Origin of the sequence: Vibrio tritonius (genome assembly GCF_001547935.1) — a bacterium.
In the GTDB taxonomy this organism is placed as follows: Bacteria; Pseudomonadota; Gammaproteobacteria; order Enterobacterales; family Vibrionaceae; genus Vibrio; species Vibrio tritonius.
In genome coordinates this window covers 170,687-196,738 of sequence record NZ_AP014636.1, presented here as the reverse complement: position 1 = coordinate 196,738, position 26,052 = coordinate 170,687, and the positions used below count along the sequence as shown (strand labels likewise).

20 protein-coding genes are annotated in these 26,052 nt (G+C 45.0%); 13 read left to right on the top strand and 7 right to left on the bottom strand.

The features are described from left to right. Positions 1-397: 397 nt before the first annotated feature. On the bottom strand, positions 398-1,753 hold the full coding sequence (locus JCM16456_RS16110; protein ID WP_068716388.1) for an alpha-amylase family glycosyl hydrolase: 1,356 nt from the start codon (positions 1,751-1,753) through the stop codon (positions 398-400). Positions 1,754-2,305: 552 nt separating this feature from the next. Here JCM16456_RS16110 and JCM16456_RS16105 point away from each other — a divergent pair. Both JCM16456_RS16105 and JCM16456_RS16100 read left to right on the top strand, forming a co-directional pair. Beyond that, the gene (locus JCM16456_RS16105; protein WP_068718985.1) at positions 2,306-2,968 is read left to right on the top strand and encodes a DsbA family oxidoreductase; all 663 of its coding nucleotides are present in this window, start codon (positions 2,306-2,308) and stop codon (positions 2,966-2,968) included. A gap of 132 nt (positions 2,969-3,100) precedes the next feature. Then, complete coding sequence (locus tag JCM16456_RS16100; protein ID WP_068716382.1) at positions 3,101-4,123, top strand: arabinan endo-1,5-alpha-L-arabinosidase; 1,023 nt, start codon at positions 3,101-3,103, stop codon at positions 4,121-4,123. A 119-nt stretch (positions 4,124-4,242) separates the two neighbouring features. Here the strand turns inward: JCM16456_RS16100 and JCM16456_RS16095 are convergent, their stop codons facing one another. From JCM16456_RS16095 to JCM16456_RS16085, 3 genes are all read right to left on the bottom strand, one after another. Beyond that, positions 4,243-5,460, bottom strand: a complete 1,218-nt coding sequence (locus tag JCM16456_RS16095) for an aldose 1-epimerase family protein (RefSeq protein ID WP_068716380.1) — start codon at positions 5,458-5,460, stop codon at positions 4,243-4,245. Between the two features lie 319 nt (positions 5,461-5,779). Then, positions 5,780-5,980, bottom strand: a complete 201-nt coding sequence (locus JCM16456_RS16090; protein ID WP_068716378.1) for a chromosome partitioning protein ParA — start codon at positions 5,978-5,980, stop codon at positions 5,780-5,782. A gap of 96 nt (positions 5,981-6,076) precedes the next feature. After that, positions 6,077-7,993 (bottom strand): methyl-accepting chemotaxis protein, encoded by a 1,917-nt coding sequence (locus JCM16456_RS16085; RefSeq protein WP_068716375.1) that lies wholly within the window; start codon positions 7,991-7,993, stop codon positions 6,077-6,079. Between the two features lie 314 nt (positions 7,994-8,307). Here JCM16456_RS16085 and JCM16456_RS16080 point away from each other — a divergent pair, with 314 nt between their 5' ends. The 6 genes from JCM16456_RS16080 to JCM16456_RS16055 are packed head-to-tail and all read left to right on the top strand — an operon-like array spanning position 8,308 to position 15,213. Beyond that, entirely contained in the window at positions 8,308-9,264 is a 957-nt protein-coding gene (locus tag JCM16456_RS16080) for an AAA family ATPase (RefSeq protein ID WP_068716373.1), read from the top strand. Between the two features lie 9 nt (positions 9,265-9,273). After that, on the top strand, positions 9,274-10,191 hold the full coding sequence (locus tag JCM16456_RS16075) for a DUF58 domain-containing protein (RefSeq protein WP_068716371.1): 918 nt from the start codon (positions 9,274-9,276) through the stop codon (positions 10,189-10,191). Positions 10,192-10,196: 5 nt separating this feature from the next. Then, positions 10,197-10,685, top strand: coding sequence for a DUF4381 domain-containing protein (locus JCM16456_RS16070; RefSeq protein WP_068716370.1), 489 nt, complete (start codon positions 10,197-10,199; stop codon positions 10,683-10,685). Further along, the gene (locus JCM16456_RS16065; RefSeq protein WP_068718981.1) at positions 10,672-11,640 is read left to right on the top strand and encodes a VWA domain-containing protein; all 969 of its coding nucleotides are present in this window, start codon (positions 10,672-10,674) and stop codon (positions 11,638-11,640) included. Before JCM16456_RS16070 ends, JCM16456_RS16065 begins: the two co-directional genes overlap by 14 nt. Then, complete coding sequence (locus JCM16456_RS16060) at positions 11,633-13,558, top strand: VWA domain-containing protein (RefSeq protein ID WP_068716368.1); 1,926 nt, start codon at positions 11,633-11,635, stop codon at positions 13,556-13,558. Before JCM16456_RS16065 ends, JCM16456_RS16060 begins: the two co-directional genes overlap by 8 nt. 2 nt (positions 13,559-13,560) lie before the next feature. Continuing rightward, positions 13,561-15,213 (top strand): BatD family protein, encoded by a 1,653-nt coding sequence (locus tag JCM16456_RS16055; RefSeq protein ID WP_156430571.1) that lies wholly within the window; start codon positions 13,561-13,563, stop codon positions 15,211-15,213. Between the two features lie 355 nt (positions 15,214-15,568). On the opposite strand, the gene JCM16456_RS16045 is transcribed toward JCM16456_RS16055, so the two are convergent. Then, positions 15,569-16,531 carry a transposase gene (locus JCM16456_RS16045; RefSeq protein WP_068716364.1) on the bottom strand — a complete coding sequence of 321 codons (963 nt, stop codon included), beginning with the start codon at positions 16,529-16,531 and terminating at the stop codon, positions 15,569-15,571. Between the two features lie 263 nt (positions 16,532-16,794). Between JCM16456_RS16045 and JCM16456_RS16040 the strand changes: the two genes are divergently transcribed. After that, positions 16,795-17,271, top strand: a complete 477-nt coding sequence (locus JCM16456_RS16040; RefSeq protein WP_068716362.1) for a L,D-transpeptidase family protein — start codon at positions 16,795-16,797, stop codon at positions 17,269-17,271. Positions 17,272-17,275: 4 nt separating this feature from the next. Here the strand turns inward: JCM16456_RS16040 and JCM16456_RS16035 are convergent, their stop codons facing one another. Continuing rightward, the gene (locus JCM16456_RS16035; RefSeq protein ID WP_068716360.1) at positions 17,276-18,148 is read right to left on the bottom strand and encodes a LysR family transcriptional regulator; all 873 of its coding nucleotides are present in this window, start codon (positions 18,146-18,148) and stop codon (positions 17,276-17,278) included. A gap of 99 nt (positions 18,149-18,247) precedes the next feature. On the opposite strand from JCM16456_RS16035, the gene JCM16456_RS16030 reads away from it, so the two are divergent. Genes JCM16456_RS16030 through JCM16456_RS16020 form a run of 3 tightly spaced genes read left to right on the top strand, consistent with a single transcriptional unit; the run spans position 18,248 to position 23,053 of the window. After that, complete coding sequence (locus JCM16456_RS16030) at positions 18,248-19,615, top strand: NADH-quinone oxidoreductase subunit L (RefSeq protein WP_068716358.1); 1,368 nt, start codon at positions 18,248-18,250, stop codon at positions 19,613-19,615. Further along, positions 19,615-22,044, top strand: a complete 2,430-nt coding sequence (locus JCM16456_RS16025; RefSeq protein WP_068716356.1) for a DUF2309 domain-containing protein — start codon at positions 19,615-19,617, stop codon at positions 22,042-22,044. The genes JCM16456_RS16030 and JCM16456_RS16025 overlap by 1 nt, the downstream gene beginning before the upstream one ends. Positions 22,045-22,081: 37 nt before the next feature. After that, the gene (locus JCM16456_RS16020) at positions 22,082-23,053 is read left to right on the top strand and encodes an L-threonylcarbamoyladenylate synthase (protein ID WP_068718979.1); all 972 of its coding nucleotides are present in this window, start codon (positions 22,082-22,084) and stop codon (positions 23,051-23,053) included. 127 nt (positions 23,054-23,180) lie between these two features. Here the strand turns inward: JCM16456_RS16020 and JCM16456_RS16015 are convergent, their stop codons facing one another. Next, positions 23,181-24,578, bottom strand: coding sequence for an aldehyde dehydrogenase family protein (locus tag JCM16456_RS16015; RefSeq protein WP_068716355.1), 1,398 nt, complete (start codon positions 24,576-24,578; stop codon positions 23,181-23,183). 145 nt (positions 24,579-24,723) lie between these two features. Here JCM16456_RS16015 and ptrR point away from each other — a divergent pair, with 145 nt between their 5' ends. Continuing rightward, positions 24,724-25,611 carry a putrescine utilization regulator PtrR gene (gene ptrR / locus JCM16456_RS16010; RefSeq protein WP_068716354.1) on the top strand — a complete coding sequence of 296 codons (888 nt, stop codon included), beginning with the start codon at positions 24,724-24,726 and terminating at the stop codon, positions 25,609-25,611. Positions 25,612-26,052: the final 441 nt, after the last annotated feature.

Here is a 26,052-nt window from a genome sequence, read left to right as displayed (position 1 = left end):
TAACCAACTAGGGTTAGTTCAGCCTCTGAATTTCAGAACCGAATTACAATTACTAGCAACGTCATAATGCCTCATGAGGCCTGTAAAAAGGCCCTTGAGGCTTTTCTTTTTTCGCTAGTTATTCATTTAAATGTATTTAGACCAAGTACATACAGATGCTATACCTGCTTTTTTTGTACAACGATTTGCAGAAGATTTGGGAAATAATTGACAAAAAGGTGTCTTAAAAAAGACACATTCTTGGGGGGTTCAAGTCAAAATAATCTCGTCCTAGCAATACTAGGCTCCCCCACTGCCTTTGATTTCCGCAGCTTACCTTCCGCTGCGGTTTTTTTTGTCTCAAAATCCAACTGAGAAACACATGACATTAGCAAAAATTATTTAGTACCACTGAGCATCAAGCTTCTACACATAGCATACGACTGCTTTGCGCAGCGACCGAAAACGTTAGCATGCCATCGCCCACAGGAGAGAAAGAGTCGCCGATGATCAAATCCACCCAGTTTTGCTTCGTGGCAAAAGTAAACTCTCGTTCTGAAGAAGACTTATTCATTGCCACCAAACCTTGCTTTTCTCGAGCAAAGACCAAGAACTCATCTTCCGCTAACAAGGTATGCATCGCTAAACCATGCATACGATTATGAAACTCAATTTTTCCTGTCATAGCATGATGATTCCACTGATTTAGCCACCTTGGCTGTCCATTTGAGTTCACCACACCACTCGTATTGAGATCACTATAGATCAGAGGAACACCACCATCACGCCCCAAAAGATAGGTGTAGGCTAACGCTTCTTGTTGCTCTGTCATAATTAGGTTTCTAAATACCTGATTGTTTGGAATATCATGGGTAATAGCAAACGTCACTGCACGCTCTTTTGACAGCGCTTCGCCAAAACAATATGGGTCCACCAAGGTCGCTAAGTTACCGTGCTCCTGCAGGGCGTTAAACAGGGTTTGAAACAGAGGAAAGTCGTAGGCACTCAACGGTGTTTGGGCGAGATAGGGCTGCAAAAACAGTTGATATTCTTGCTTGGTCGCACCTCCATCGGTGATTATCTCACCAAAGATATGCATTCCTTGCACTACCTCTTCACTCCATACCTGCTTAATGTGGTTTAACGTAAGGTGTTTGGCGGCGTCAATACGAAATCCTTGAATACCCAATGCCTTTAGTGCTAATAAAAACGCCTTTTGCTGTTCAATCACATACGGTGAGTCTTTTAAGGTCGGCAGACCGCGATCATGTGGACCACCAGTAATGCGTCCATTTTGAACTTGCCACTTGTCTTTCCAGTCACGAATGCCAAACTCAGCAACAAAATCTTTTTCACTGAATAAGGGTTCATTCAAATTACCAAACAACTGTTGTCGTTGATAATAGTCATTATCTTGCTGATAGGCGCGAAGGTCGCGGCGATTAGGGTAGACTAGGTCGTTGCGCCACTTAGATTCATTCGCCATGTGGTTAAATACCACATCAGCATAAACTCGCACCCCTACCTGCCCAAGCCGGTCGATCATGACACTCAAACTTTCCTTGTTACCCAGTTGGTTATCAATAACACGGTAATCTTGCGGCTGATAACGTTGCCACCACGGTGTGCCACATGGATGTTTAAACGATTTCATTGGTGGGGAAATTAAAACACTGCGGTAACCACAAGCCGCAATACTCTCTGCCCTAGCGCAAATCATCTCATAGGGCCAATCGAAGGCATGTAAAATGACATCTGTTGGTTGAGCAGTCATAAAGGCAACCTCTTGAAATCCGCTATCCGTCCGAAATCACAATGAAAAACGCGGCTTAGCAGTATGTAACCATCAGTATAGAATGACCTAAAATCGTTAACAGAAATTTATATACCCTATCACGTTGAAAGGGTATGACCATTCATTGTGTCATTGAGCTTAACCCACGCTCGTTGACGAAGATCTTAATTCTGCATCTTGAGCTCATTTAGGTATAACAAGGTCTCCGTTCAAAAACACTTTATCAATCAACAAGTCGACCATTTATTCGCTATTCTCTTTAGCTAAGTAGCACGATTTATAGTTGAGATGATAACCATAACCCGCTACGCTGAAATTCACTTGTTCATAAAACAACCAAGAGTAACGTAATAACACTAGGTTTTAGCACGAAATAAGCGTTGACCCACAAACTAGACAATCACGATAGATTTTGACACTCAGGGTTTGCATCTGGATGTGCTGTTTTCATAGCAACAAGGAATAGAGAACACAAATGTTCAGCATTTGATGACAACAGCAACTCACGATGAGAAGAACGGGATAAAATCTATGCGCAAAATTAAAATTGATATTGTTGCCGATGTGGTCTGCCCATGGTGTTACATTGGTTATGCTCGCTTGCAAAAAGCCATTAAGCACCTTGAAGAAGAGATCGACGTTGAACTCTACTGGTATCCTTTTGAGCTTAATCCTGCCATTGTCCCGGGTGGCGAATCGTTACTACAGTATCTTGCTCGTCAATATAAAACATCAGAGCAAGCATGCCGTGAGCTACAAGAGCATGTCACCAAACTTGGTTATGAATTAGGCATTAAGTTCGATTTTGATGATGACATGTCCATTTACAATACCCGCAAAGCACATCAATTAGTGCAGTGGGCAATGCAAAACCACTGTCAGCAACCCATGATTGAACGTCTGTTTCATGACTATTTCTACCATCATCTCCCCCTGGATAATGACGAAGTGTTACTTAATATAGCGACAGATTTAGGGCTAGACCGAGTGCTTTGTGAGCAAGTCATCAAAGAGCCTTCTTGGTCAGGCGCTGTTGCCAGCATTGAAAGGCAGTGGTTGCAAGCGGGCATTCAAGTTGTACCCGCCATGATCATCAATGAAGTACATCTTATGTCAGGCGCACAAAGCGAAGGTGTGCTTATTAAGCAGCTTAGAGAGATAGCGTCTCACTCTAACCGCTCCCGAGCCCACTAATTAATTTGCATGCGTCCCTCGTAATTGAGATAAGCATGTTCAACTCATGCTTCAATCGGCATCAAGATCTCAGTCTTACTATAAGGAATTCAATACAGTAGAGTTTCAATTCCAATAACAAAGGACAGTTTGATGAGACTCTTTCGCACAGCACTCCTACCGCTGCTCGTCTGTTGCAGTGCCAGTTATAACGTGCTTGCCAAACAAGTAGAAGTACACGACCCTGTCATGGCGGTTGATAACGGTGTTTACTACGCTTTTAGTACTGGCCCCGGTATCACTTTTTATGCCTCAAAGGATATGAAAAACTGGCAACTCATGGGCCGAGCTTTCGCTACAGAACCTTCCTGGGCTAAAAAAGTAGCGCCTGAGTTCAATGGCCACTTATGGGCTCCTGATGTGGTCCACCACAACGGGCAGTTTTACCTTTACTACTCTGTGTCTGCGTTTGGCAAAAATACATCGGCTATTGGCGTCACCACAACTCCAACCTTGGATCCACAAGCAAAAAATTATCAATGGGTCGACCAGGGCATTGTGCTGCAATCGGTACCTAATCGCGACGATTGGAATGCGATTGATCCAGCAGTAGCTTTTGATAAAAAAGGAACCCCATGGTTAGCATTTGGTTCTTTTTGGAACGGATTAAAACTGGTGAAATTGGATCCTTCACTGACAAAAATAGCAGAGCCAGAAGAGTGGTATAACCTTGCGCGTCGTCCAAATAATGAAAGCGATGAAGCTAAAGCAGGGAACGGGGCAATAGAAGCGCCTTTTATCTTCTACAAAAACGGCTATTACTATCTTTTTGTCTCGTTTGATCTTTGCTGTCGCGGGATGGACAGTACCTACAATATTCGTGTCGGACGAAGTAAAGACATCCAAGGTCCATACTATGACAAAGCGGGGAAATCGATGCTTGAAGGCGGTGGTACTCTGGTTTTAAAAGGAAATAAGAACTGGGTTGCTCTTGGGCATAATGCGGCTTACACCTTCAAAGGAAAAGATTACATGGTCTTTCATGCCTATGAAACCGCTGATAACGCACTTCAGAAACTGCGTATTCTGCCTATCCATTGGAAACAAGGGTGGCCAACGGTCGTACAATCAGACCTAGACACGCACAAAACGAACTTGGTGAATAAACTACCATAATCACTGGTATTATTGTTCCCATAAAGAAAAGGCCCATCTATACCCAAATGACCTCAAGATGCGGTTACTTGGGTATATACCAGATGAGCCTTTTTCATTTAGTTCATCGAATCAAGAAACTACTCTTTCGCGAGAGGCTCTTTCACCAATTTCACTTCTTTGCCCTTCATGATTTTGGCAACCTCTTTTAACGCCCCTTTCACTTCAGCTGATGAACGTAACACGGTGTATGTCAAATCAAAGTGCTTCGATTCACCCGCTTTAATGGTAGGCACCAATCCCAATGGACGCTGAAGCTTGGTGTTGTAGGAATAACTGGTTCCAGGTTCAATACCAGTCACATAGCCTTGACTCTCTGTGTCGGTGTTTTTCCACAGGCCAATCACCGGAAGTTGTTTTACATTGTAATGAATAGATACCCCAGAATTGGCGGCTTTATTGTTTAGCACTGCCAGTGTATTACCTTTGCTATCCCCTAGCGATTTTAAGTTAAACACCATCTCATCAAAGCCTTTCGTTGGGCCGAGGTAAGTTTGCCATTCTTTTAAACCCGCTTTTGCATAGTCGTTAAATGGCGAGATTTCCGACGCGGCAATCGTGACTTTTGCGCCTTTTTCTAAGATTGGACGGCCAAAGTTGGAGTGGTAAATAATTTGGTATTCATCGTCATAATCCGACACATTGGTGAGTTTGTCATGAATAGAGAACGCGTTCGATCCCGGTACCGTTTGTAATTCGGTCATGGTAACCAGTTGGGTTTTCTTAAAGGTTCGTTCAGCAACCTGACCTAGAACCGTGATTTTATGTGGCGGTTGATCATCAATAATCACTTTAACCATGGAAACTGGCGTATTCTGAGCACGACCGTGTAATGTTAATAGATGCCCATCATCGTCATAACCAGGGTGACCGGTCCACTCAAAGCCACAACGCACCATCATTTCGTTAAAGCCATCAAGCCAACCAAGACCATTACGGCTTTCTAAATCAATGTAGGCTGGGTTAACAATCTCTTTTACTGGCGAATCCCAACCTAGAATACGATGCCCCTGACGAGTGACTTGATAGATTCCCATACCACGTGTTGGCACCAAGGTGACCGATAGCTCGCCATTGTTTACCACCAAAACATCAACTCCCTCTTGTTTCCCGCCATGTAATCGACGTTTTTCAACAGAGAATGCCGGACCCGATGTCATCCCCAACGTACTACTGGTGACCTGCCAGTTGCCCACATCGCTTCCGGTCGCCGCATCAGTTAATAAAAATTCAGCCGCTTGAGTATTGAGAGAAGCCAGCGCAAGGGTTATCGCTGCAAGGGTTAGTTTCACTTTCATAGATTTTCCTTATTAGTTTCTGCATTTTTATTGGACTGAATCGATTCAGCAAAAAGAATACGCTCATGAGTAACGGATTCAATATGCAAAAATGCACATCGTGATCATGGTGATAGGAAGTCAGAAAGAGTGCATAAATTTTGCTTGCTGAATCACTTTCAGCACAAAATCTTGATGGGTAGAGTGTGATTTGGATACAAAACGAGGAGAGGGACGATAAACATCACCATAAATAGTGATGATGGATTAAAAGTAACCAATGAAAAAACGAGTTAAAAATAAAGGCCGCACAAGGCGACCTTATCGAGTTCAGCAGCAATTAATGAACCGATTTTTCTGCCGTAGCGTAGTACTTACCAAAGAATTTTTCTAACACTTCAGGTGTCAGTTTGCCTTCTTTTTCAAGCTGTTTTAGCTCGGCAACAATCGCTTGCTGCTCATCAAGTGAAGGAAGTTTTACTTCTGGCTCATCACCCAGTTCCTGAGACATTAGTTCTAGTTCTTTTTCAAAATCGCTCATGATTGTTACCTAGTTAAATGGTGACCTAATAAACGGTGACCTAGTTAAATTACACTGATGGGGAGTTTACCCAACTCCCCATGCAGATGCTAGGGTTTACAGTTTGAAGCTGCCAACCATGCGATCAAGACGTGATGAAAGATCTTGCAATTCATGGCTTGCGTCTGCCAATTCCTCAGCGGTATTGGTCGTCATCTCATTGATTGAGTTGATCTCTTCAATATTAACGTTTATCGCGTGTACCACGGTAGACTGCTCTTCTGTCGCAGTAGCAACTTGGATATTACGATCAGAAATATCGTGAATACGCTCCGAGATATTTGCTAATACCCCTACAGCTTCATCTGCTGCGCTCACACCATCTTGAGTGACAAGTTGCCCTGCTAGCATGGCTTCTACTGCGTCTTTTGCATCCGACTGTAATTGGTTAATCATCGCTTGAATTTCATCGGTAGAGCTAGCTGTACGACCCGCTAGATTACGCACTTCATCAGCCACTACAGCAAAACCTCGGCCCTGTTCACCGGCACGCGCAGCTTCAATAGCAGCATTCAACGCCAATAGGTTGGTTTGCTCCGAAATGCCACGAATAACCTCCAAAATGGAACCAATATTTTGCGTAGTGTCGGCAAGTTGTTTAACAACTTGACCATTGCTTTCCATATCATTTGCCAAGCGACCAATCACATCTTTCGCTTTGTTCACGACGTCACGACCGGTATCGGTATTTCTCGACGCATCGGTTGCCGTTTCCGCAGCCGTTGAGGCATTAGATGCGATTTCACTAATGGTCGCGCCCATTTCATTGATCGCAGCAACCACTTGCAAGGTCTGATCACGCTGCTCTTGGCTGTTATCATGCGTTGTTGATGCTTTTTCTGCCACACGATTAGCCGCGCTTTGCAAAGCATTACTCGTTTCTGCAACTTCTCGCATAGACACATGAATTTTCTCGATAAATCCATTAAATCCTTGAGAAAGCTGTGCAATTTCATCATGACCTTCAACGGTGATGCGTTGTGATAAATCACCATCACCACGACCCAGCTCAGTAAAGCGCTGTGCCAGCAAACGAATTGGGTTCACGATACTATTCGCCAGCCAGATACCACCAAGAATAAAGATGACAGCCACAATCAAGGTAATCAGCAGAATTCGGTGCGTAACGCTGTTTACATCGGCAAACACTTCTGCAACTGGGACAGTACCAATAACGAACCAGTTCATCGATTTAATGTAAAGACTACCCACAAATACATCGCGACCATTCGACTGGGTTTCAATCAAATTAAAGCCGCTTTTGTTAAGCAATTGACTCGCACTAGAGCCATAAAAATCGCTTAGGGTATTGTGAGATTTGCTTGTATCACGGTGAATTTGAACTTTACCTTGAGCATCGGTAAGGAACACATAACCGGTTTTTTCAATATGGAAGCCGTTTAAGAACTTCACCATATCGTCCATAGACTTAGACACACCAGATAAAGTGCTACCAGACACGTTCTGGTAGTTAGCAAACATTTTTACATCGCCATTGGCCTCTTGGAACATGCTTACCATCGTTGGGTTGTTCGATTGAACAAAACCATAGAACCATCCATCTTGCTGATGGTTTAGCTGACGCAAAAAGCCATTTTGGTTCCAGTAATAAGCGGTTTGGCGGTTAGCAACCGATGCATCATTTAACGAATACTGACTGCGAACATTGTTTAAGGTTTTAACCACCATGCTCTCTTGAGTCGGGTCAATGTTTTTATCATCAACCGCTTGTTTGATGAATTCGTTATTAGCCAATTGACGAGCAGCGTTGAGCAATACCGATACTTGTCCATCTACTTCATCACCAATCTGATTCAAAATAGAAGGTAGTTCCACATCCACCAAACGGTGGCGTAAAACTTCGTGAGTTTGACGCTGCGCTATCATGCCAACCACCATAGTGGAAGCGAGTACAGCGAGAGTGATCCCAATGATCACTTTTTGTTTAATACTTAATTTGTGTAATGACATCATGGCCTCTAAGTGGCGATATGGCTTTTCTTTTTATACTTTGATCATGACCAAAAATTGACAGACACCATTTAGCAACCGCTAAATTAGAAATGTTGTTTGGTCAAAGGGGTCGGGATTGTAGCTGAAATAGCCAAAAATGTTTACCGCAAAATGTCATTCTCAGCTTGAACCGTATAAATAGCCACCAAACCTTTTGCAATAAGGGGCGAGAAATGATTAATTAATCAGCAAACACATTTTGTGACGATTTTTTACGGAACTTTTTCTCGGTAAGATTCACTAACTTCTGAATAAGCTAAAGAGACTAGGATGTTATGCAGTCAGAAACCTTTCAAACACTCAAGAATTATCTGAACCAACAAGTGATTGGACAACATGCCTTGGTAGAGCAGCTACTGGTCGCCCTACTTGCCGATGGACACATTCTGGTTGAAGGTCCACCTGGACTCGCCAAAACCCGAGCGGTAAAAGCGCTAGCTGGGTGCATCGAAGGAAAATTTCATCGAATTCAATTTACCCCAGACCTACTTCCTGCTGATTTAACCGGTACTGATATCTATCGTCCAGAAACCGGGGAATTCGCTTTCCAACCGGGGCCAATTTTTAACTCTTTGGTGTTGGCTGATGAAATCAACCGTGCTCCAGCCAAAGTTCAAGCAGCCATGCTTGAAGCTATGGCAGAAAAACAAATTACCGCAGGTCGCAAAACCTATGCCTTACCTAAATTATTCTTGGTGATGGCAACACAAAACCCGATTGAACAAGAAGGAACTTATCCACTTCCTGAAGCACAATTAGACCGTTTCTTACTCCATCTTGATGTCGATTATCCCGATGCAGAACACGAACTCGCCATTTTGCGTTTAAACCGTGGCGAAGCGAAAGGCCAAACAGCACAAGAAAAACCGCGCATTTCACAAGATGCGATTTTTGCTGCGCGCCAAGAAGTATTGAATGTTCATATGGCTGAAGCCATTGAAAACTATTTAATTCGTCTCATCATGGCCACACGTAAACCAGCCCAATACGATGCGAAATTAGCAGAGTGGTTAGAGATGGGGGTTAGCCCACGAGCGACCATCGCACTTGACCGTTGCGCCCGTGCTCATGCTTGGCTAAATGGGCGTGATTTTGTGAGTCCTGAAGATATTCAAACCATGATCTTCCCGGTACTGCGCCATCGCTTATTGCTTTCATACCAAGCGCAAGCAGAGAATGTTCATCCCAATCAAGTTATTGCTCATTTACTCTCATTGGTAGGTAGCGCGTAAGGAGTAACAATGAACTACTCACTACCGACTCACGCCGATGGTGTGCATTTGTGTCTCGATGAGCTGCTTCCTTACCAACAACATACAGCGAAGTGGTTACCACCAGCAAAGAGCTTGTGGTCACAAATGCTTGGGCAGCATCAAAGCCGACAACTTGGACGAGGCATGGATTTTGCCGAAGTGCGCCAATATCAGCCAGGCGATGACATTCGTACTATTGATTGGCGGGTGACTGCACGCACAGGGAAACCTCACACTAAGCTGTTCACGGAAGAACGTGAAAAGCCTGTTGTGCTCTATATCGACCTAAGTGCCAGCATGCAATTTGGTTCGACGTTGTTATTTAAATCCGTACAGGCTGCCCACTTGGCTTCGTTGCTAAGTTGGCTAGCAATTGCACAGAAAGATCGTATTGGTGCTGTGATTGATACAGGCTACAAACTGGTGGAGCTCAAACCCACCAGCCGGACCAAAGGCCCATTAACGATTCTTGCGCAATTAGTAGCTTTGCAAAAAGAGCTGCTGAGCGGTCAAACGCCACCGGAACAGCGTGACATGAAGCAAGCCTTTGTCGCTCTCAACCGTCTGTGCCCCAAAGGAAGCGAAGTGGTATTGATCAGTGACTTTATTCGCTATCGTACCGAGCTAAAACCATTATTTAATCAATTGCACCGGAGGAATCGAGTCCGCCTCATTCATATTTATGACCCGCTAGAGCAAGGGAACACTCTTTTTCGTGGTACCGAGCTGGTGACAGACCAAAAAGACGAGCGTTGGCTCAACTTTTCGTTAAATAGTACTCGGAATGGGATCAAAAAAGCCTTTGAATCTCATAAAGAAAAACTAGAATTATTGTGTCAGTCAATGAAAATGGATTATCACGCTCTATCGAGCGACAGTCCTTTGCTACAACAACTAGCCGGATAAATACTATGCAGGAATCATCATCAGCACCATTACAACTCAGTGATTTACATCTACCCGATGTACCGTCGTGGGTGCCCCTAGCTTGGGGATGGTGGGCAACCGCCGCCAGTATCGTGGCTTTCGTAGTTATTGTGGTTTTGGTTATTCGCTGGAAACGTAAGCGTCTTGCGCCTAAGAAAACGGCTTTGCGCTTACTGACTCCATCGTTAGGCATTCAAACGCCTTCGTCTGCCATTGAACTGCTACGCCAAGCTGCTTTGTGCTACTACCCTCGCGAAGATATTGCACACCTTACTGGAAAAGAGTGGTATGCCTTTTTAGATGACCAAATCGGGCGACCTCTGTTCGTCCCCAACGAAACTCAATGGCAGCAAGCACTCTATAAAAAACAGTCCGCTGTGGATACTAAAGCATTAGTAGAAGATTGTTATCAGTGGATCAATGATGCTTTGCCGCCAAAGAAAAGGAGACATGTCAGCGTTGGCAAACATTGAATTTGTTTGGTGGTGGGCATTTTGCCTACTACCACTTCCGTTACTCGTATTTAAATTTGCACCTTCGGTAAAATCAAAAGCAGCGATTTCACTGCCCTACCTCCCAACTCAACCAGCTATCGCAGCACCGACGAACATGTTCGCCAAAGTGCTGGCGGTTGCGACTTGGGTTTTTCTGGTCACCGCTTTGGCTCGTCCAGTATGGTATGGCGCACCGGTAAATGTCTCGCCAAAACATCGCGATATGATGCTAGTGGTCGATTTATCTTACTCCATGAGTCAAAAAGACATGCAACAAGGGGATGATTTTATCGATCGCTTAACGGCTGTAAAACAGGTCCTCAAAGAGTTTGTTGCTAAACGAAAAGGCGACCGGCTCGGTTTGATCTATTTTGCTGATCACGCCTACTTGCAAACACCATTAACCTTCGACCTTCACACGGTGGAAGAACAAGTCAATCATGCAGTACTCAAACTGATTGGCACGCAAACGGCGATAGGTGAAGGTATTGGTCTTGCCACCAAAAACTTTATTGATGGCGATGCACCACAGCGAGTGATGATTCTACTTAGTGATGGCAGTAATAACTCTGGTGTTATGGACCCCATCGAAGCGGCTAAAATTGCCAAAAAATACCACACCACCATTTACACCATTGGTGTTGGTGCTGGTGAAATGGTCGTGCGCAACTTTTTTGGTTCACAACGAGTCAATACCGCAAAAGATCTAGATGAAAAAACCTTAACGGCCATAGCCAAAATGACCGGTGGTCGCTATTTCCGAGCCCGTGATGCCAAGGACTTAGCCAACATCTACGACACCATTAACCAGTTACAGCCCGTAGAAAAAGCCAGCCAGACTTGGCGTCCACAAACAGAGTGGTTTGGTTTGCCCCTTACCATCGCTTTAGTTCTTTCTGTGGTTCTGTTTATCGTTAGGAGAAATCATGTCTGATTTTGTTTTTCTCTCTCCTTACTGGCTACTGACCTTATTGCCACTGGGATTGGTATTACTATGGCTTAGTTTAAGTCGACATCAACAGACGTTAATTGCCCCCCATCTTGCTCAGGCGATGGGATTAGGAGTGCAGCGTAAACGCAGTCGTACTCTCTCACTATTGGCTTTAGTTTGGACGTTAGCTGCCGTCGCTCTAGCAGGCCCAAGCATACAAAAACAAGCGCGCCCAACCTACAGCAACGGGAGTGCTCGTGTTTTGGTAATGGATATGTCGATGTCACAATATGCTACCGATATCTCCCCAAACCGCTTAACCCAACAGCGCTACAAAGCCCTTGATTTACTCAAAGGCTGGCGAGATGGCTATACCGGTTTAGTCGCATTTGCGGGCGGAGCTTACACCGTTAGCCCGCTGACCAGTGACAGTGCAACCATCGCTAATTTAGTGCCTAACCTAGCACCACAAATCATGCCAACCCCAGGGGCTAACGTGGTTGCAGGTGTAAAAAAAGCCATCGAAATGATGACCAATGCGAGAATGGGTAAAGGCGATATTGTACTGCTCACTGATGACATAGATGAAAACCAAAGTGCGCAGTTAGTCTCTCTGCTTAAAGGGACACACTGGAAACTCATGGTGCTAGCGATGGGAACCCCACAAGGCGCGCCTATTCAGTTAAGTGATGGTTCGTTGATGAAAGATGGGCAAGGCGACACCATCGTAGCAAAAGTGGATTTCAATACCATGCGTACGCTTACACAAGATTTAGGCGGTGTTTTTGTTCCTTATCGTGGTGATGAGCAAGATGTATCGACCCTACTGAGCGCCACTAAAGCGGTTCAAGCCATTCAAGGAAAGAACGGTACAAAAACGGTCACCGAACGCATCAACAATGGCTATTGGCTTCTGTTTCCAATCCTGCTGTTCGCTCTGTTATTGTTTCGTCGCGGGGTACTGTTTATCTTTATCGCTATGGCGCTGCCTACGCTCGCCCCAAATCACGCCTATGCTTCCCCATGGCTAACGCCGGATCAAGAAGGCTATCAAGCCTATCAAAATAAAGATTACAATGGCGCTGCCCAGAAGTTTAAAGATCCCAAATGGCTTGGTGCAGCTCGTTATCAAGCCGGCGATTATCAAGGTGCCATCGACGCGTTATCTCAAGTAGAAAACCCGGACGAGGACACTCACTATAATCTTGCCAATGCTTATGCCCAAGCCAAACAGCTAGATAAGGCGCAAGAGCTGTATGAATCGATCTTAAAAGACGACCCAAACAACGCTGACGCAAAACATAATTTGCAAGTGGTAAAACAAGCTAAAAAGCAACAGCAACAGCAACAGCAACAGCAGAAAAATAATCAATCGTCATCGAAAAACAACTCATCAAAACCGAATGAGCAACAAGGTGACAAACATTCGCAACAAAACCAAAAGCAATCTGACAAAGGCGAAAATAACAACCACGGTAATAAGCAAGGAACTCAAAACCAATCCTCTTCCGCTCAAGGCAATAACACGTCTCAGGCGGATAAGCAGGGAGGCGACCAAACCAAAAAAAATCCGAAGTCTGGTCAGGTAAAGCAAAAACAGGCCAATAAGGGCCAAAAGTCTGCAGATAAAGACGCAAAAAATCACGGTAATAACAAGCAAAACAGCGCAGATAAACAAGGCAGTAACCAACAAGCCATCCCTTCGCCACAAACGGCGCAAGACGGGGCTAAACCAAATGGCGGAAAGCAGCAAGCTCAAGCAAACGTCGCACAAAACAGCTCTGCAAAAGAGGTCGATCCGGAACTGCGTAAATTGGATCAAGTTGAAAGCGTGCGCGATCCGAGTCAGCTACTGCGTGCTCAACTTTATTTGCAAGCTCAAGACCAAGGTGAAACCGATACGCAAGGTAAGAAGTGGTAATTATGAAATTTCTCTTTTCTCATTTAATTCGGACGTTATCGCTACTCGCCCTGACATTGCTCAGTGTGAATGCATTCGCCGACAACTTTTATGCGACGGTCAGTAAAAACCGTGTCGTGCAAAATGAAGTGTTTCAGTTAGAAGTCACTACAGACGGTAAAGCCTCATCGGGAGATCTCGATTTCTCTGTTCTTAAAAAAGACTTTGTGATGGGCCAGCCAAGCTTTAGTACATCAGTCAGTATCATCAATGGGTCTCGTTCGGCCACCGCACAATGGACTGTCTCTTTAGCGGCTAAGCATACCGGAATAATTACCATCCCTAGCTTTACGCTTAATGGCGACAAAACACAGGCCATTGCTTTGCAAGTGCAAAAGGACACTAATGCTCCAGCAACAAAAGATCTGGTGGAAGTCACCAGCCATCTGGATAAAACTACGCTTTATCCGAAAGAAGCTGCTCTACTTAAAGCCCGTTTGATCGTCAAAACCGACCCACGCCGCTTGCAAAGTACCAACATCGAGCCACCAAAAGTCGACGGAATGGAATTAAAATCGACTGGCGAGCCGAAACAGTACCAAGCGGTTCTCAATGGTTTGCAAGTCACTGTTGTGGATCAGAACTTTCGGATTACAGCCACCAAGCCCGGAACCTTCTCTTTAAGCGAACCAAAATTTGAAGGCTCGATTTTATACGGCAACGACTACAACGGTAGTACACGCATCGTGTCAGTAGAAACCACGCCGAAAACCTATCAAATTCATGTACAACCACAACCTAAAGATTATAAAGGGGTATGGCTACCTACATCCCATCTATCGCTGAAACAAAGTTGGACTGATGGACAAGGTAACCCAATCATTCAAGACACCTTTAAAACTAAGGTTGGCGATTCATTAAACCGAGAGATAACGTTAGAAGTGTCTGGCGTATCGCAAAATGAACTGCCTGATATCATCATTAATAATCCAGTTGGTGTGCGCACTTACGCAGAAAAGCCACACTTTAAAACGCAGGATAATGGCGATGTGGTGATGACGCTCAAGCAAGTAGTGATTCCAAGCAAAACAGGTAATCTAGAACTACCAAGCGTGTCACTGAATTGGTGGAACAGCACAGCCAAACGAGAACAAACAGCCAAATTGAGCGGGTTGACTCTCTCCGTTGCGCCAGGCGATAACGCTCAGCCTCTGCCAGCTGTGAATCCAGCGCCAAGCGCGCCAGCACAGGTAAAAGTGGTCACTAAACAGGATGCAGGATTCTGGCCATACCTCACTGGCTTATTTGTGGTGCTGTGGCTAGCTACTTTAGGTTTAGCTTTCTATTGGAAGCGTAAAACACCTGTAGCGAAACAGGTCGACGATAAGCCAACGCAAGCAAGCGCGCAATCACTGACGTTAGAGCAAGCCATTGCCGCGAAAAATGGGATTGCTATTAGCCAAGCACTCAGTCAGTGGCGTCAAACGGTCACGCTAACGAGTGAAGAGGAAGCGGAATTAACCCAAGAGAAAAACGCCCTCGACCAAGCGCTCTACTCCAATAAAGGATCTGATTTAGATGGTAAAGCCCTGCTCGCTCTAATTCGTCGCATTGAAAAGCGTATGAAGAAAAAAAGCAAACTCTCAAAGGACGATAGTACGTTACCCCCGCTATAACATGCCTTTAGTCATTCGCTTCACCAAAAGAGAACGCCTAGCCGTTCTCTTTTTTATCAAGGACACTCGCTTTTTTAGTGGGACACACACTGTTATAACTACTTTAGCAGGACACTCATCGTCCCTAAAAGCACTCGAAGCTGCCAAAGAAACTACTTTAGCAGGACACTCACCGTCCCTAAAAGCACTCGAAGCTGCCAAAGAGCATCACTCGGCTTTCAACTTTGGTGACTAATCTGGTTTGCACTAAGGACTAAAGGCTAATTTGTCGTGGTTTGAAATATGCGATTTGCGATATATCGTTCTAAAAGAATTTTAGTGGAAGGATTTAATAAAAAAACACCAAGGTTAAGATTTACGCAATATGCAGCGCGACCATCCGTTTTTTGTTTAGAGCCTTTTTGGCGTGGTGTAAGCATGCTGTTGTTCCTACCCAAACACGTGGTTTTTTCTCTAGCTTGGTACAAAGTGCTAAACAGTCTTTTTGCGCTAGAGAGAGCCTGATCAGTATATTCGGATGAGAATCATGGATATAACCGGGCTTATCTGGCCTTATATGTCGGCCAAGCCAGTCCACTAGCTCGAGGTAGTCGCTGAGCTTAAAAGGAATACCTTGGGTCTTATTCTGGTGCTCGTAGCCCATAAAATTGGCGAGCGATGGTGTGGTGATGTCTCCTTTCTCTAAACTCGTTAGTCTGGCTTTTATTGAAGTGAAGTCAGACTGCTCAGGTGTGTCGGCCATCTTGGCTCGAATAGGATTTAAATCAACATACGCCATCGCTGCCAGCAAGGCTTTTTCATCGAGTAGTGCCTGAGATTTGAATCTCCCTTCCCAAAACCGGCCTGTACATTGATCTTCTTTATTGGCTTGAACCGCAATATCGTAATTAAGCTCACGCATAAACCAACTGAGGGAATAAAGTCGCTCTCGCCATTCGTTAATGAATTGATTACACACCTCTTTTTCTATGTCCGATTTTATCTCTCCAGCTAACCAACGTTGAATAATTGGAGGCAGTTGATGCTCAGCATGCCAGCGCTCAACCACTTCCAAATCAGATAAAGCAAGAGCACCCTCTTTATCAATTCGAACGACCAAATGGTAGTGATTGCTCATCACCGCATAAGAGCAGATTTGAATGAAATAAATGGAGGCAAGATTAAGAATGCGTTGCTCAATCCAATCTCGACGATGCTCATAAGATTTTCCCGTTAGGTTATCGACACCACACAAATACGAGCGACGAACACAGCGAGACACACAGTGATAATACGGTGTGATGTCTGGGCAAATCAGCTGTGAACGAGCAGTGGTCATAAATTACGATTCCGAGAAAATAGAAAGCCTTAGCGTGACGATTTTCTGAAGTGAGCAAAAGAGAAAGCAAGTGATTACTGGAAACGCTTCAAAGAATCACTAGCGATGTTTTGCATTGCTGAGCCAAAAATGTGAATTGAATAAAGGTGAGTGTCCTTTATCGAGGAGCGTGACTTTGTTCGCTTTCGCAAGGTTTCTCGCTAGGCAGAGAGGGACAAAGATTCCATAATAACGTTCACTTTTTCATCATTTTGTGGAATACAATGAAGTTAGTCTGGTTTGCACTGCTTTGCTTGGTCGCCTTACCTACAATGGCAGCGGTGGATTGGGTCAAGGTCGATAAGTCTAAACGGCGCATGTATCTCTATGAACACGGCGAACTCGTTCGTGAATATCGGATTGCTTTAGGTAAGGAACCTAAAGGACATAAACACCAAGAGGGAGATCAACGTACACCAGAAGGCCTCTATTATCTCGACAACATCTCAGCGCAAACCCACTTCTATAAAGCGTTTCATATTAGCTATCCCAATAAGCAGGACATCGCCTACGCAAAACTGCATGATCTCGATCCTGGCGGCGATGTCAAAGTTCATGGGCTAAAAAACGGAACGACGGCACGCCCTGAGTTTGTTCAAAGTTTTGATTGGACCAACGGCTGCATTGCCCTAACCAATGACGAGATGGATGAGTTTATTACTCTCGTTCCCGTCGGAACCCCAATTTCAATCGAGTGGTAAACCATTAAATCGGTCGCAGCAACATATCCAATTTCGGATGAACCACCCGCCGTTTTACGGTTAATGCATAGTAGTTTTCGTAAACGTTAGGCAATAGCAAATAGCGCTTTAATGTCCCATGATCCAGTTCGTCTTTTACCACCACTTCAGGCATAACCGCCAACGCCCCAGTATCACGAGTTAACAAACGTAGCATCGCCATGTCGTCTGACTCAGCGATGATGTTTGGCTGCAGCTGATATTGTGCCGCATAAGCATCAAATGCCGCTCGCAAGGGATTTTCCCCATAAGGTAACACCCACTGGCGATTACGATAACTCTCCCCCAGTTCTTCTTTCAGGTCCAAATCTGGAGGACCAATGATTGCCACCGCCTGACGAGCAAGCACTCGGCTTTGCCAGTTCTGTTTATTCGAACCACGCACCGGAATATTGGTTAGTGCCACATCAAGTTGTAACTCAGCTAATGCATTGAGCAAACCCGTTTGGCTCATCGATTGCAGTACATAACGGCAATCACTTTGGTTGATAAGCGGTTGAATAAACTGCTCAATAAAGTTTCTTGAGATGGTAGAAAGAATGCCAATACGAATTGTTGCCCCTGGTAAGGTCTTACCACTCGTCAATAATGTTTCTAACTCCTCACCATTACGGAAGATTTCTTCCGCGTAACTGAGGGCATGGTAACCACTTTCGGTCAGGCTCAAAGAACGCCCTTTTCGCACAAACAGATCAACCCCCATAGATTGCTCTAACTGTTTGATTTGTGAAGAAAGTGCCGATTGTGAAATATGCAACTTCTGCGCTGTTTGCGTCAGGTTACCTTGCTTGGCTACTTGCCAAAAATAGTAGAGATGATGGTAGTTGAGTCGACTCATGATTCTATAAAACAGAACGATAACTAATTTATTATGTATTTTACTTAACGATGACAGAATCACACAATAGGCATCACGTTTTAAAGTGTGAGGTTTGTCATGTATTCTCTTTTTTTGGTGACTCCGCTCAAACTAATGTTACTCGGTTTGATTGCGATTCTAGGGTTCACCATTGTTCGTTATAGTTGGGTTGCCTTTAGTGGCGAAGCGGATCGTCCACGATTCTTGCGTTCACTATTAATGACTATAGCAGCCGTTGTGCTGGTGATTGTGAGTAACCACCTCTTACTCTTTTGGGCTGCATGGGTTGCGGTTAGCCTATCTCTGCACCGTTTGATTTTGTTTTACCCGCTGCGCCCTCGAGCTCAACTTGCCGCACATAAAAAATTCTTACTCGCGCGTCTCAGTGAGCTTCTGTTGGCTATCGCATTTTCAGCTCTGTACACCCAATATCAAACCCCTTATATCAACGATATCCTTGCGCAAACATCATTTACTCATAGCACCACCACGACAACGATTGCTGCGATTATGTTGGCTTTGGTTGCCCTGATTAAGTGCGCTCAATTGCCAATGCATGGCTGGCTTATTCAGGTGGTTGAAGCCCCGACGCCGGTATCAGCTCTGCTACACGCCGGCATCGTTAACCTGGGGGGTATTTTGCTGCTGTTTTTTGCCCCTATTCTTGCATCAAGCGCATTTGCTTGCTGGATGATAATCATTTTAGCCGGCATCAGTACCGTTATCGCAGGGCTTGTCAGTACCACACGCATCAGTATTAAAGTCAAACTAGCGTGGTCGACGAGCTCACAAATGGGATTAATGCTGGTAGAAATTGCGTTAGGCCTATATGAAATGGCGCTACTGCACCTCTTCGCCCACTCATTCTACAAAGCCTATTCGTTTCTCAACAGTGGCAACACCGTCAACCACTATTTGGCAGCCAAGCTCGCAGGTGAAGTGAAACCCAAGGTTCGCCACTGGTCTATCGCTCTCTCACTCGGACTCATTATCTTAGCCGCTGCACAATGGGAATTTGCTGTCATGACCAGTTTTGCAGCCACCATATTAGTTTGGCTAGCACTAAGCACTTTGTTGCTACCAACGATTACACGCTTTGATAAAGGCACGCCAGCTCGCCTAGCAATATCACTCGGATTTGCCGTGATACTGTTGACCTTGTACACCACCGCAAAACATCATCTCGCGGCTCTAGTGGGCTTAAATGCGCCACTTAATCTAGTCGCAGACATTGTCGTTGCTTGTTTATTCGTGAGCCTCTTTGCCTGCTCTATCGCATTACAATACTGGCCTCATGTGAGTTGGGTAAAGCGCTTATTTATATGGCTAAACGCAGGTGCTTACTTAGATGAATGGGCAACCCGCCTAACCTTAAAATTGTGGCCAAGTGAGTCACTTCTTAAATTGCAGCATGCGCACTGGCAAGTCGAAACCGAGGTAAAATAATGATTTTAGAAAATATCGCCGTCCCTTTCGCAACGTTAGCTCAACAAGCAGCACAAACCATTGCACCAGCATGGCCTCTAGACCAGTCGATTGCGGTTAACCCTTGGTGGCCTCAGCGTCATCAAACGATTAACGACGTCTTTGCGCAGCAAGCGGTGTTAATTGGTTCAACCGGTCTGATGAAGAAAAGCTACTATCAGTCGCTATGGCAGAAACAAATTCAACCACAACATGTAGAAAAAGCACTAATCTCGCTAGGCTCTGCGCTCAGCAAAGAGCAGGTCATTACTGACTTACAACGCCCAGAGCAACCTACACCGCGTTGGAAAACACTTGCCATGCTGCTTGACGATAAAGTGCCTTCTGCTCAAGGTCACTCATGGGTACAAGAAATTCAGCAACAGGTGAGCCAGTTTATTGCGCTTTATCACCAATATCCGGAACGTTTTGACTCTAACGGTAAAAACGGAGAACACCTTTACCAAAGCTGGCTTGAGGTCGTCACTCGCGATAAAGGTATTCGTACACTGCTTGGTGTCGATTTACTGCCTTACTTTGCTCAATTACCCAATGAGTTGTTCACCATGCTCGAAATTGCCGGCAGTGAGTGGCAAGATGTGTTAGCCAACGAACAAGGCGCGCTTGCCTTTGCTCAAGCCTCTCTCCATCAACTTTCAGGCTGGGCTGGTTGGCAAGCATGGTTAGATTGGCAAGCTAATTTGGCCAACACCGAGGTAAAAGTGCCACATGCATTGGGTTTAACCACTATTTTACTCGCTTGGGACTATGTGCTTTGGCAATGGCTGCAAAACGAAAAAAACGACGAATTCAACATCATCAAACGTGCATTGGTTGTGCAATCAAGCAAAGTAAACCACCTGTATGATTTGGCTAAACAGCAACTTGAGCCACTGTGGGTGTGGCAACGTGCGATGGAATTAAGTATCCAAACAGATTGGATAGCGCAAGTTGAACATGTGCAACAAGCTCAGCAGCAAATACGCCCATCACTCCAAGCTGTATTTTGTATTGATGTTCGATCAGAGCCGATGCGCCGGGCACTTGAAGCCCAAAACTCTGGCATAGAAACCGTTGGATTTGCCGGCTTCTTTGGTATTCCTATTGCTTATCAAACTCGCGATGACAGTATTCTGCGCCCACAACTACCTGGGCTGTTGGCACCATCAATGGTTGCTCAGCAAACCCGTATGCGTCCGGAGCGCTGGTTAAGAATGACCAAGTTAGGCTGGCAAAATAGCCTAGAAAAACCCTCGTCTAACCTAGGCATGGTGGAAGCCGGTGGCTTGCTCAAATTGGTCAGCCTATTCAAACGTGCAGTGATGCAAGAAGGCACCGAAAACCCTGTAAACCGTGATGCAAGACCGAATGACCAATGGGAGCTAAAACGCAATCAAATGCCACTCACCGCGCAGGAAAAAGCGAAATTGGGTGCCGGCATTCTAAAAGCAATGGGCTTTAGCCAGCGTCTCGCTCCTATTGTGCTGCTCACGGGACATGGTAGCCAAACCTGCAATAACCACACTTCATCAAGCCTCGACTGTGGTGCGTGTGGTGGACAAACCGGTGAAGTAAATGTCAAGGTTCTCGCAAGCCTGCTCAACGATCCTGTGGTGAGAGGGCACATGCCAGAATTTGGCGTCACTGTTCCAGACGATACCCATTTCTATGCAGCGATGCACAATACGACCACCGATGACTTTAAGGTGTTTGATGCACCATCAGCACCTTGGCGTCAAACCTTGATTCAAGCAAGCCAACAAGCACGGCACGCTCGCGTACAGCAATTTGATGGGCCAACCGCCCCTAGCAGCGGTGAAGTGAATCGTTTCTTTAAGCAAAGAGCGACTAACTGGGCACAAATGCGACCTGAATGGGGGTTGTGTAATAACGCTGGCGTATTTATCGCTCCGCGTGCTCTAACCCGTAACTTAGACTTTGCTGGTCGCGCATTCTTACACGAATATCATGTAGACCAAGATCCGAATTATACCCAACTAGAACGCATCATGACTGCGCCACTGCTTGTTATGAACTGGATCAACTTGCAATACTTTGCTTCTGTCACCGTGCCAGATAAATATGGGAGTGGTAACAAATTACTTCATAACGTGGTTGGCGGTCACATTGGGGTATTTGAAGGTAATGGCGGTGACTTGCGCATCGGTTTATCTAACCAATCGGTTCACGATGGCAAACAGTATCGTCATCAACCCGTACGTTTGAGCACCTTTATTCAAGCGCCAAAAGAAGCTATCGAAATGATCTTAGCGCGTCATCAAGACGTCGCCTCATTAGTGAACAATAACTGGTTATTTCTCTACCAAGTCGATGCACAGCAACGTATCTGGCAATACGTGAAAAACCAGTGGTTACCTATCACCAATCACAATAACGAGATGGTCAATTAAAGACTACGATTGGTTCTATTATTACGGAGATGATTTGTTGAATACGCTTCGACTAAATGCCAATAAGGCACAAGATTTACAACACGCAGCATGCTTACTAAAACAAGGTAAACTGGTCGCATTACCAACAGAAACGGTCTACGGCTTGGCCGCGGACGCAACACAACCAGATGCGGTAAAACACATTTTTGCCGCCAAAGGTCGCCCAGCTAATCATCCGCTGATCGTGCACATTGGCGAAATGAGTCAGTTAACTGATTGGGCTGAAGATATTCCATCACAAGCTTATGCCTTAGCAAAAGCGTTTTGGCCAGGGCCATTGACATTATTACTCCCCAAGGGAAAGCAGGCCTCATCTATCGTTACAGGTGGATTGGATACGATTGCTATTCGAATGCCCGCCCATCCAGTAATTTTGTCTATCTTAAAAGAACACAAACTTGCAGTTGCTGCGCCGTCGGCGAATCCATACAAGCAACTCAGTCCTACCACTGCAGAGCAAGTGATTACAGGATTAGATGGCAAGATTGATGCGGTATTGGATGGCAGTGACTGCCTATTTGGTTTGGAATCGACCATTGTTGACTTAACCACGGAGCAAATTCGCGTATTGCGTGCAGGACCGATCACAGCACAAGAATTAAGTCAGGTGTTAGGCGAACCTGTCGACTACCCTAAATATCATTCAATGTCAGTGCCAGGAAATGTTGGAAGTCATTATCAGCCTAAAACTTTGCTTCGATTAGTCGATAACATAGTACAAGCAGTAATGAATCGAGACAAAAATTCGACCTACGCAGTGATACATACGTCCGAGTTGGTAGATGACAATGGCATTGCATCATTTGAGATGCCATTGGATGCAGCCAGCTATGGCAAAAAGCTTTATCGCTCTCTTGCAGATGCAGACAAATTGCAACTGGATGAGATTTGGCTCGAGCGTCCACCACAAGGGGAGGCGTGGAACGCGGTTAACGACCGTCTCAGCCGAGCAGCTTTGCCTTTGTAATGCAGAGCGATACTTATTCCACTAGAAGTTTCTAGAACGCAACCTTCGTTGTTCATAGCAACACCCCTACAGATTTCTGTAGGGGCTTTTTTATCTTTGCAACCAGCTGATTTTTGAAAAAATGACTCTAACCTTTTCGGTTTTTCCACACCGTTTGCACGTTACAAAATTCATACATACCGTGCTCGGAAAGCTCACGCCCATAGCCACTTTTTTTCACACCACCAAAGGTAACGCGAGGATCACTGGCACAAAAGCCATTAATAAATACTCCGCCACATTCTAACTGCGCAGCCAGTTCTTCTGCATACACCTCGTTACCACTGTAGAGGGTCGCACACAAACCAAATTCACTGTCATTGGCAAGTTCAATAGCATGTTGAGCGCTCTTAGCAACCGTAATCGCCGCCACAGGGCCAAACATCTCTTCACGAAATGCCGTCATGTCCGGTGTTACATTGGCTAACACAGTCGGCTCATAATAATTTCCCTCTCCTTGCAACGGTTTACCACCAACAAGGACAGTCGCCCCTTGTTTGATGGTCGCTTGAACTTGTTGATCCAGCTCATCACGCAAATCAAAACGCGCCATTGGGCCGACGTAGTTTTCCTCTTGTGTTGGCTCTCCCATTTTCAACGCAGTGACAGCAGCAACGAACTTGTCGGTAAATTCTTGAGCAATGGAAGATTCCACAATAAAACGTTTGGCGGCAGCACAGACTTGCCCATTGTTTTGATAACGTCCAATAACCGCTGCTCGCACGGCTTCATCGATATCGGCATCTGCAAGAACAATGAAAGGATCCGAACCACCCAACTCTAAGACCGATTTCTTCAAAGCTGCGCCAGCTAATGCACCAATGACTTTACCAGCGCGTACACTGCCAGTGAAAGCAACCGCAGCAAGGCGGTCATCGGCGATCACGGCGGCGACATCATCGTTGGTCGCATTAACAACGGAAAAAGCGCCTTTGACTAAACCGGAACTATTGAGAATCTTTTCAATTAAATAAGCCGACCCCATAACATTTGGTGCGTGTTTGAGTACATATGTATTACCTGCCAGTAGCATCGGCACGGCGCCGCGCATCACCTGCCACAATGGAAAATTCCACGGCATAATACCTAAAATGACACCCAGCGGACGGTATTCCAATACCGCTTGACGGTTTTCTACCATGGTAGGCTTAGTCGCAAGCATGGCAGGACCATGTTCAGCATACCAATCACATAGGTTGGCACTCTTCGCCACTTCACCACGCGCTTGCGCAATCGGCTTACCCATTTCGCGAGTCATCATTTGCGCCATTTCTTCACCATGGTCACGAATCGCTTGGCCAATATTACGTAATGTCTGCGCACGCTCCGACACAGCTAACTCACGCCACTCACGTTGAGCCTGAAAGCTCTGCTCTAACGTACCAATGACCTGCGCATTGGAATCAAATGTATAAGTCGCAATGGTTTCACCATTGGCAGGGTTAATCGATTTGGCTTGACTAGCCATAGGGATCGCTTGTGTCATTTACTTAACTCCTCTTGCGAGTCTGACTTTCATCTGGAAAAGTATACGTTTCTCTCGTACCTCATGTGTGTTGTAGTTTGCCCTTGTCAGGTACAACAAAAAAGTGAATAATTTTGACAATCTTTTTCTCAAAATGAGAACAACCATGAATCTCTCTCAGTTAGAAATGTTCAATGCGGTGGCTGAAACCGGGTCGATAACTGATGCAGCCAAACGCGTACATCGCGTACCATCTAATGTCACCACTCGTATTCGTCAATTAGAAGCCGACCTTGGTACTGAGCTATTTATTCGTGAAAACCAGCGGCTACGCCTTTCCCCTGCCGGTTATAACTTGTTGGAGTACAGCCATCAAATTTTGCAGCTGGTGGAAGAAGCCAAAGCGGCTGTTGCAGGCAAAGCCCCCAAAGGCCGATTGCATTTAGGTTCGCTAGAAAGTACCGCTGCGGTACGTATTCCCCCCCTCCTAGCCCGTTACAATCAAACCTACCCTAATATCCAGTTAGATTTGGTGACAGGACCTTCAGGAACTATGTTTGATCAAGTATTAGAAGGAGAACTAGCAGCAGCGTTTATTGATGGACCGATATTGCACCCAGCCATCGATGGCATGCCAGTATTTACTGAAGAGTTAGTGCTGATAAGCCCCACCAGCTACACTGACATCCAACGCGCTCGTGATATTACTGGGCATAACATCTATGCGTTTCGCTCCAACTGCTCTTATCGCCGCCATTTTGAAAATTGGTTTTTAGCCGACCACGCTAAACCCGGCAAGATTTTTGAAATGGAATCGTATCATGGCATGTTAGCGTGTGTGATAGCAGGCGCTGGCGTCGCTATGATGCCATTAAGCTTACTAAACACTATGCCCGGTCATGACCAAGTAAAAATACATTCACTGGGGAAAGAGTGGGATCACCTCACCACGTGGTTAATATGGCGCCGTAACTCAATGACACCACAACTGCGTGTCATGATCGAACTCTTGCCAGAATACGCTCATGAAAGCATCGAAATATCCATCCGTTAGCAACCGATTTACAGGCGTTAAAATACCGCTAATCCCACGGATATTGAGACATATTGACTCACTCACCACGCGTTAGTTGAGTGATTCATATCACATATTTAACTCAAGTGATGAACAACTTCTCAGTATTAACACCAAAAAATATATACAACCTGTTTATATAAACACATGATAACTTATTGAATAGCATTAAATAAAACCGCTAACTGACTAACAAAAGAAATAGCAAACGATTAATCATTGAATATAATTAAGCAAAATCATACTGTTAAATAGAATAGCTTGAGGTTGTATATAATTTAACCCGGAAGGATTATATTGATTAGTCAGCTGGATTGATAGATTACTCAGCAACAGCAGATAAGCAAAATACAATAACAGCGTTGGTTGGCAACCAAATAAAATATTACTCATAAATATAACAGCGTCAGTAAATATAAA

Coding starts and splice junctions, on each gene's coding strand:
- JCM16456_RS16110 (WP_068716388.1), bottom strand. CDS start 1,753: ATGACTGCTCAACCAACAGATGTCATTTTACATGCCTTCGATTGGCCC.
- JCM16456_RS16105 (WP_068718985.1), top strand. CDS start 2,306: ATGCGCAAAATTAAAATTGATATTGTTGCCGATGTGGTCTGCCCATGG.
- JCM16456_RS16100 (WP_068716382.1), top strand. CDS start 3,101: ATGAGACTCTTTCGCACAGCACTCCTACCGCTGCTCGTCTGTTGCAGT.
- JCM16456_RS16095 (WP_068716380.1), bottom strand. CDS start 5,460: ATGAAAGTGAAACTAACCCTTGCAGCGATAACCCTTGCGCTGGCTTCT.
- JCM16456_RS16090 (WP_068716378.1), bottom strand. CDS start 5,980: ATGAGCGATTTTGAAAAAGAACTAGAACTAATGTCTCAGGAACTGGGT.
- JCM16456_RS16085 (WP_068716375.1), bottom strand. CDS start 7,993: ATGATGTCATTACACAAATTAAGTATTAAACAAAAAGTGATCATTGGG.
- JCM16456_RS16080 (WP_068716373.1), top strand. CDS start 8,308: ATGCAGTCAGAAACCTTTCAAACACTCAAGAATTATCTGAACCAACAA.
- JCM16456_RS16075 (WP_068716371.1), top strand. CDS start 9,274: ATGAACTACTCACTACCGACTCACGCCGATGGTGTGCATTTGTGTCTC.
- JCM16456_RS16070 (WP_068716370.1), top strand. CDS start 10,197: ATGCAGGAATCATCATCAGCACCATTACAACTCAGTGATTTACATCTA.
- JCM16456_RS16060 (WP_068716368.1), top strand. CDS start 11,633: ATGTCTGATTTTGTTTTTCTCTCTCCTTACTGGCTACTGACCTTATTG.
- JCM16456_RS16055 (WP_156430571.1), top strand. CDS start 13,561: ATGAAATTTCTCTTTTCTCATTTAATTCGGACGTTATCGCTACTCGCC.
- JCM16456_RS16045 (WP_068716364.1), bottom strand. CDS start 16,531: ATGACCACTGCTCGTTCACAGCTGATTTGCCCAGACATCACACCGTAT.
- JCM16456_RS16040 (WP_068716362.1), top strand. CDS start 16,795: ATGAAGTTAGTCTGGTTTGCACTGCTTTGCTTGGTCGCCTTACCTACA.
- JCM16456_RS16035 (WP_068716360.1), bottom strand. CDS start 18,148: ATGAGTCGACTCAACTACCATCATCTCTACTATTTTTGGCAAGTAGCC.
- JCM16456_RS16030 (WP_068716358.1), top strand. CDS start 18,248: ATGTATTCTCTTTTTTTGGTGACTCCGCTCAAACTAATGTTACTCGGT.
- JCM16456_RS16025 (WP_068716356.1), top strand. CDS start 19,615: ATGATTTTAGAAAATATCGCCGTCCCTTTCGCAACGTTAGCTCAACAA.
- JCM16456_RS16015 (WP_068716355.1), bottom strand. CDS start 24,578: ATGACACAAGCGATCCCTATGGCTAGTCAAGCCAAATCGATTAACCCT.
- ptrR (WP_068716354.1), top strand. CDS start 24,724: ATGAATCTCTCTCAGTTAGAAATGTTCAATGCGGTGGCTGAAACCGGG.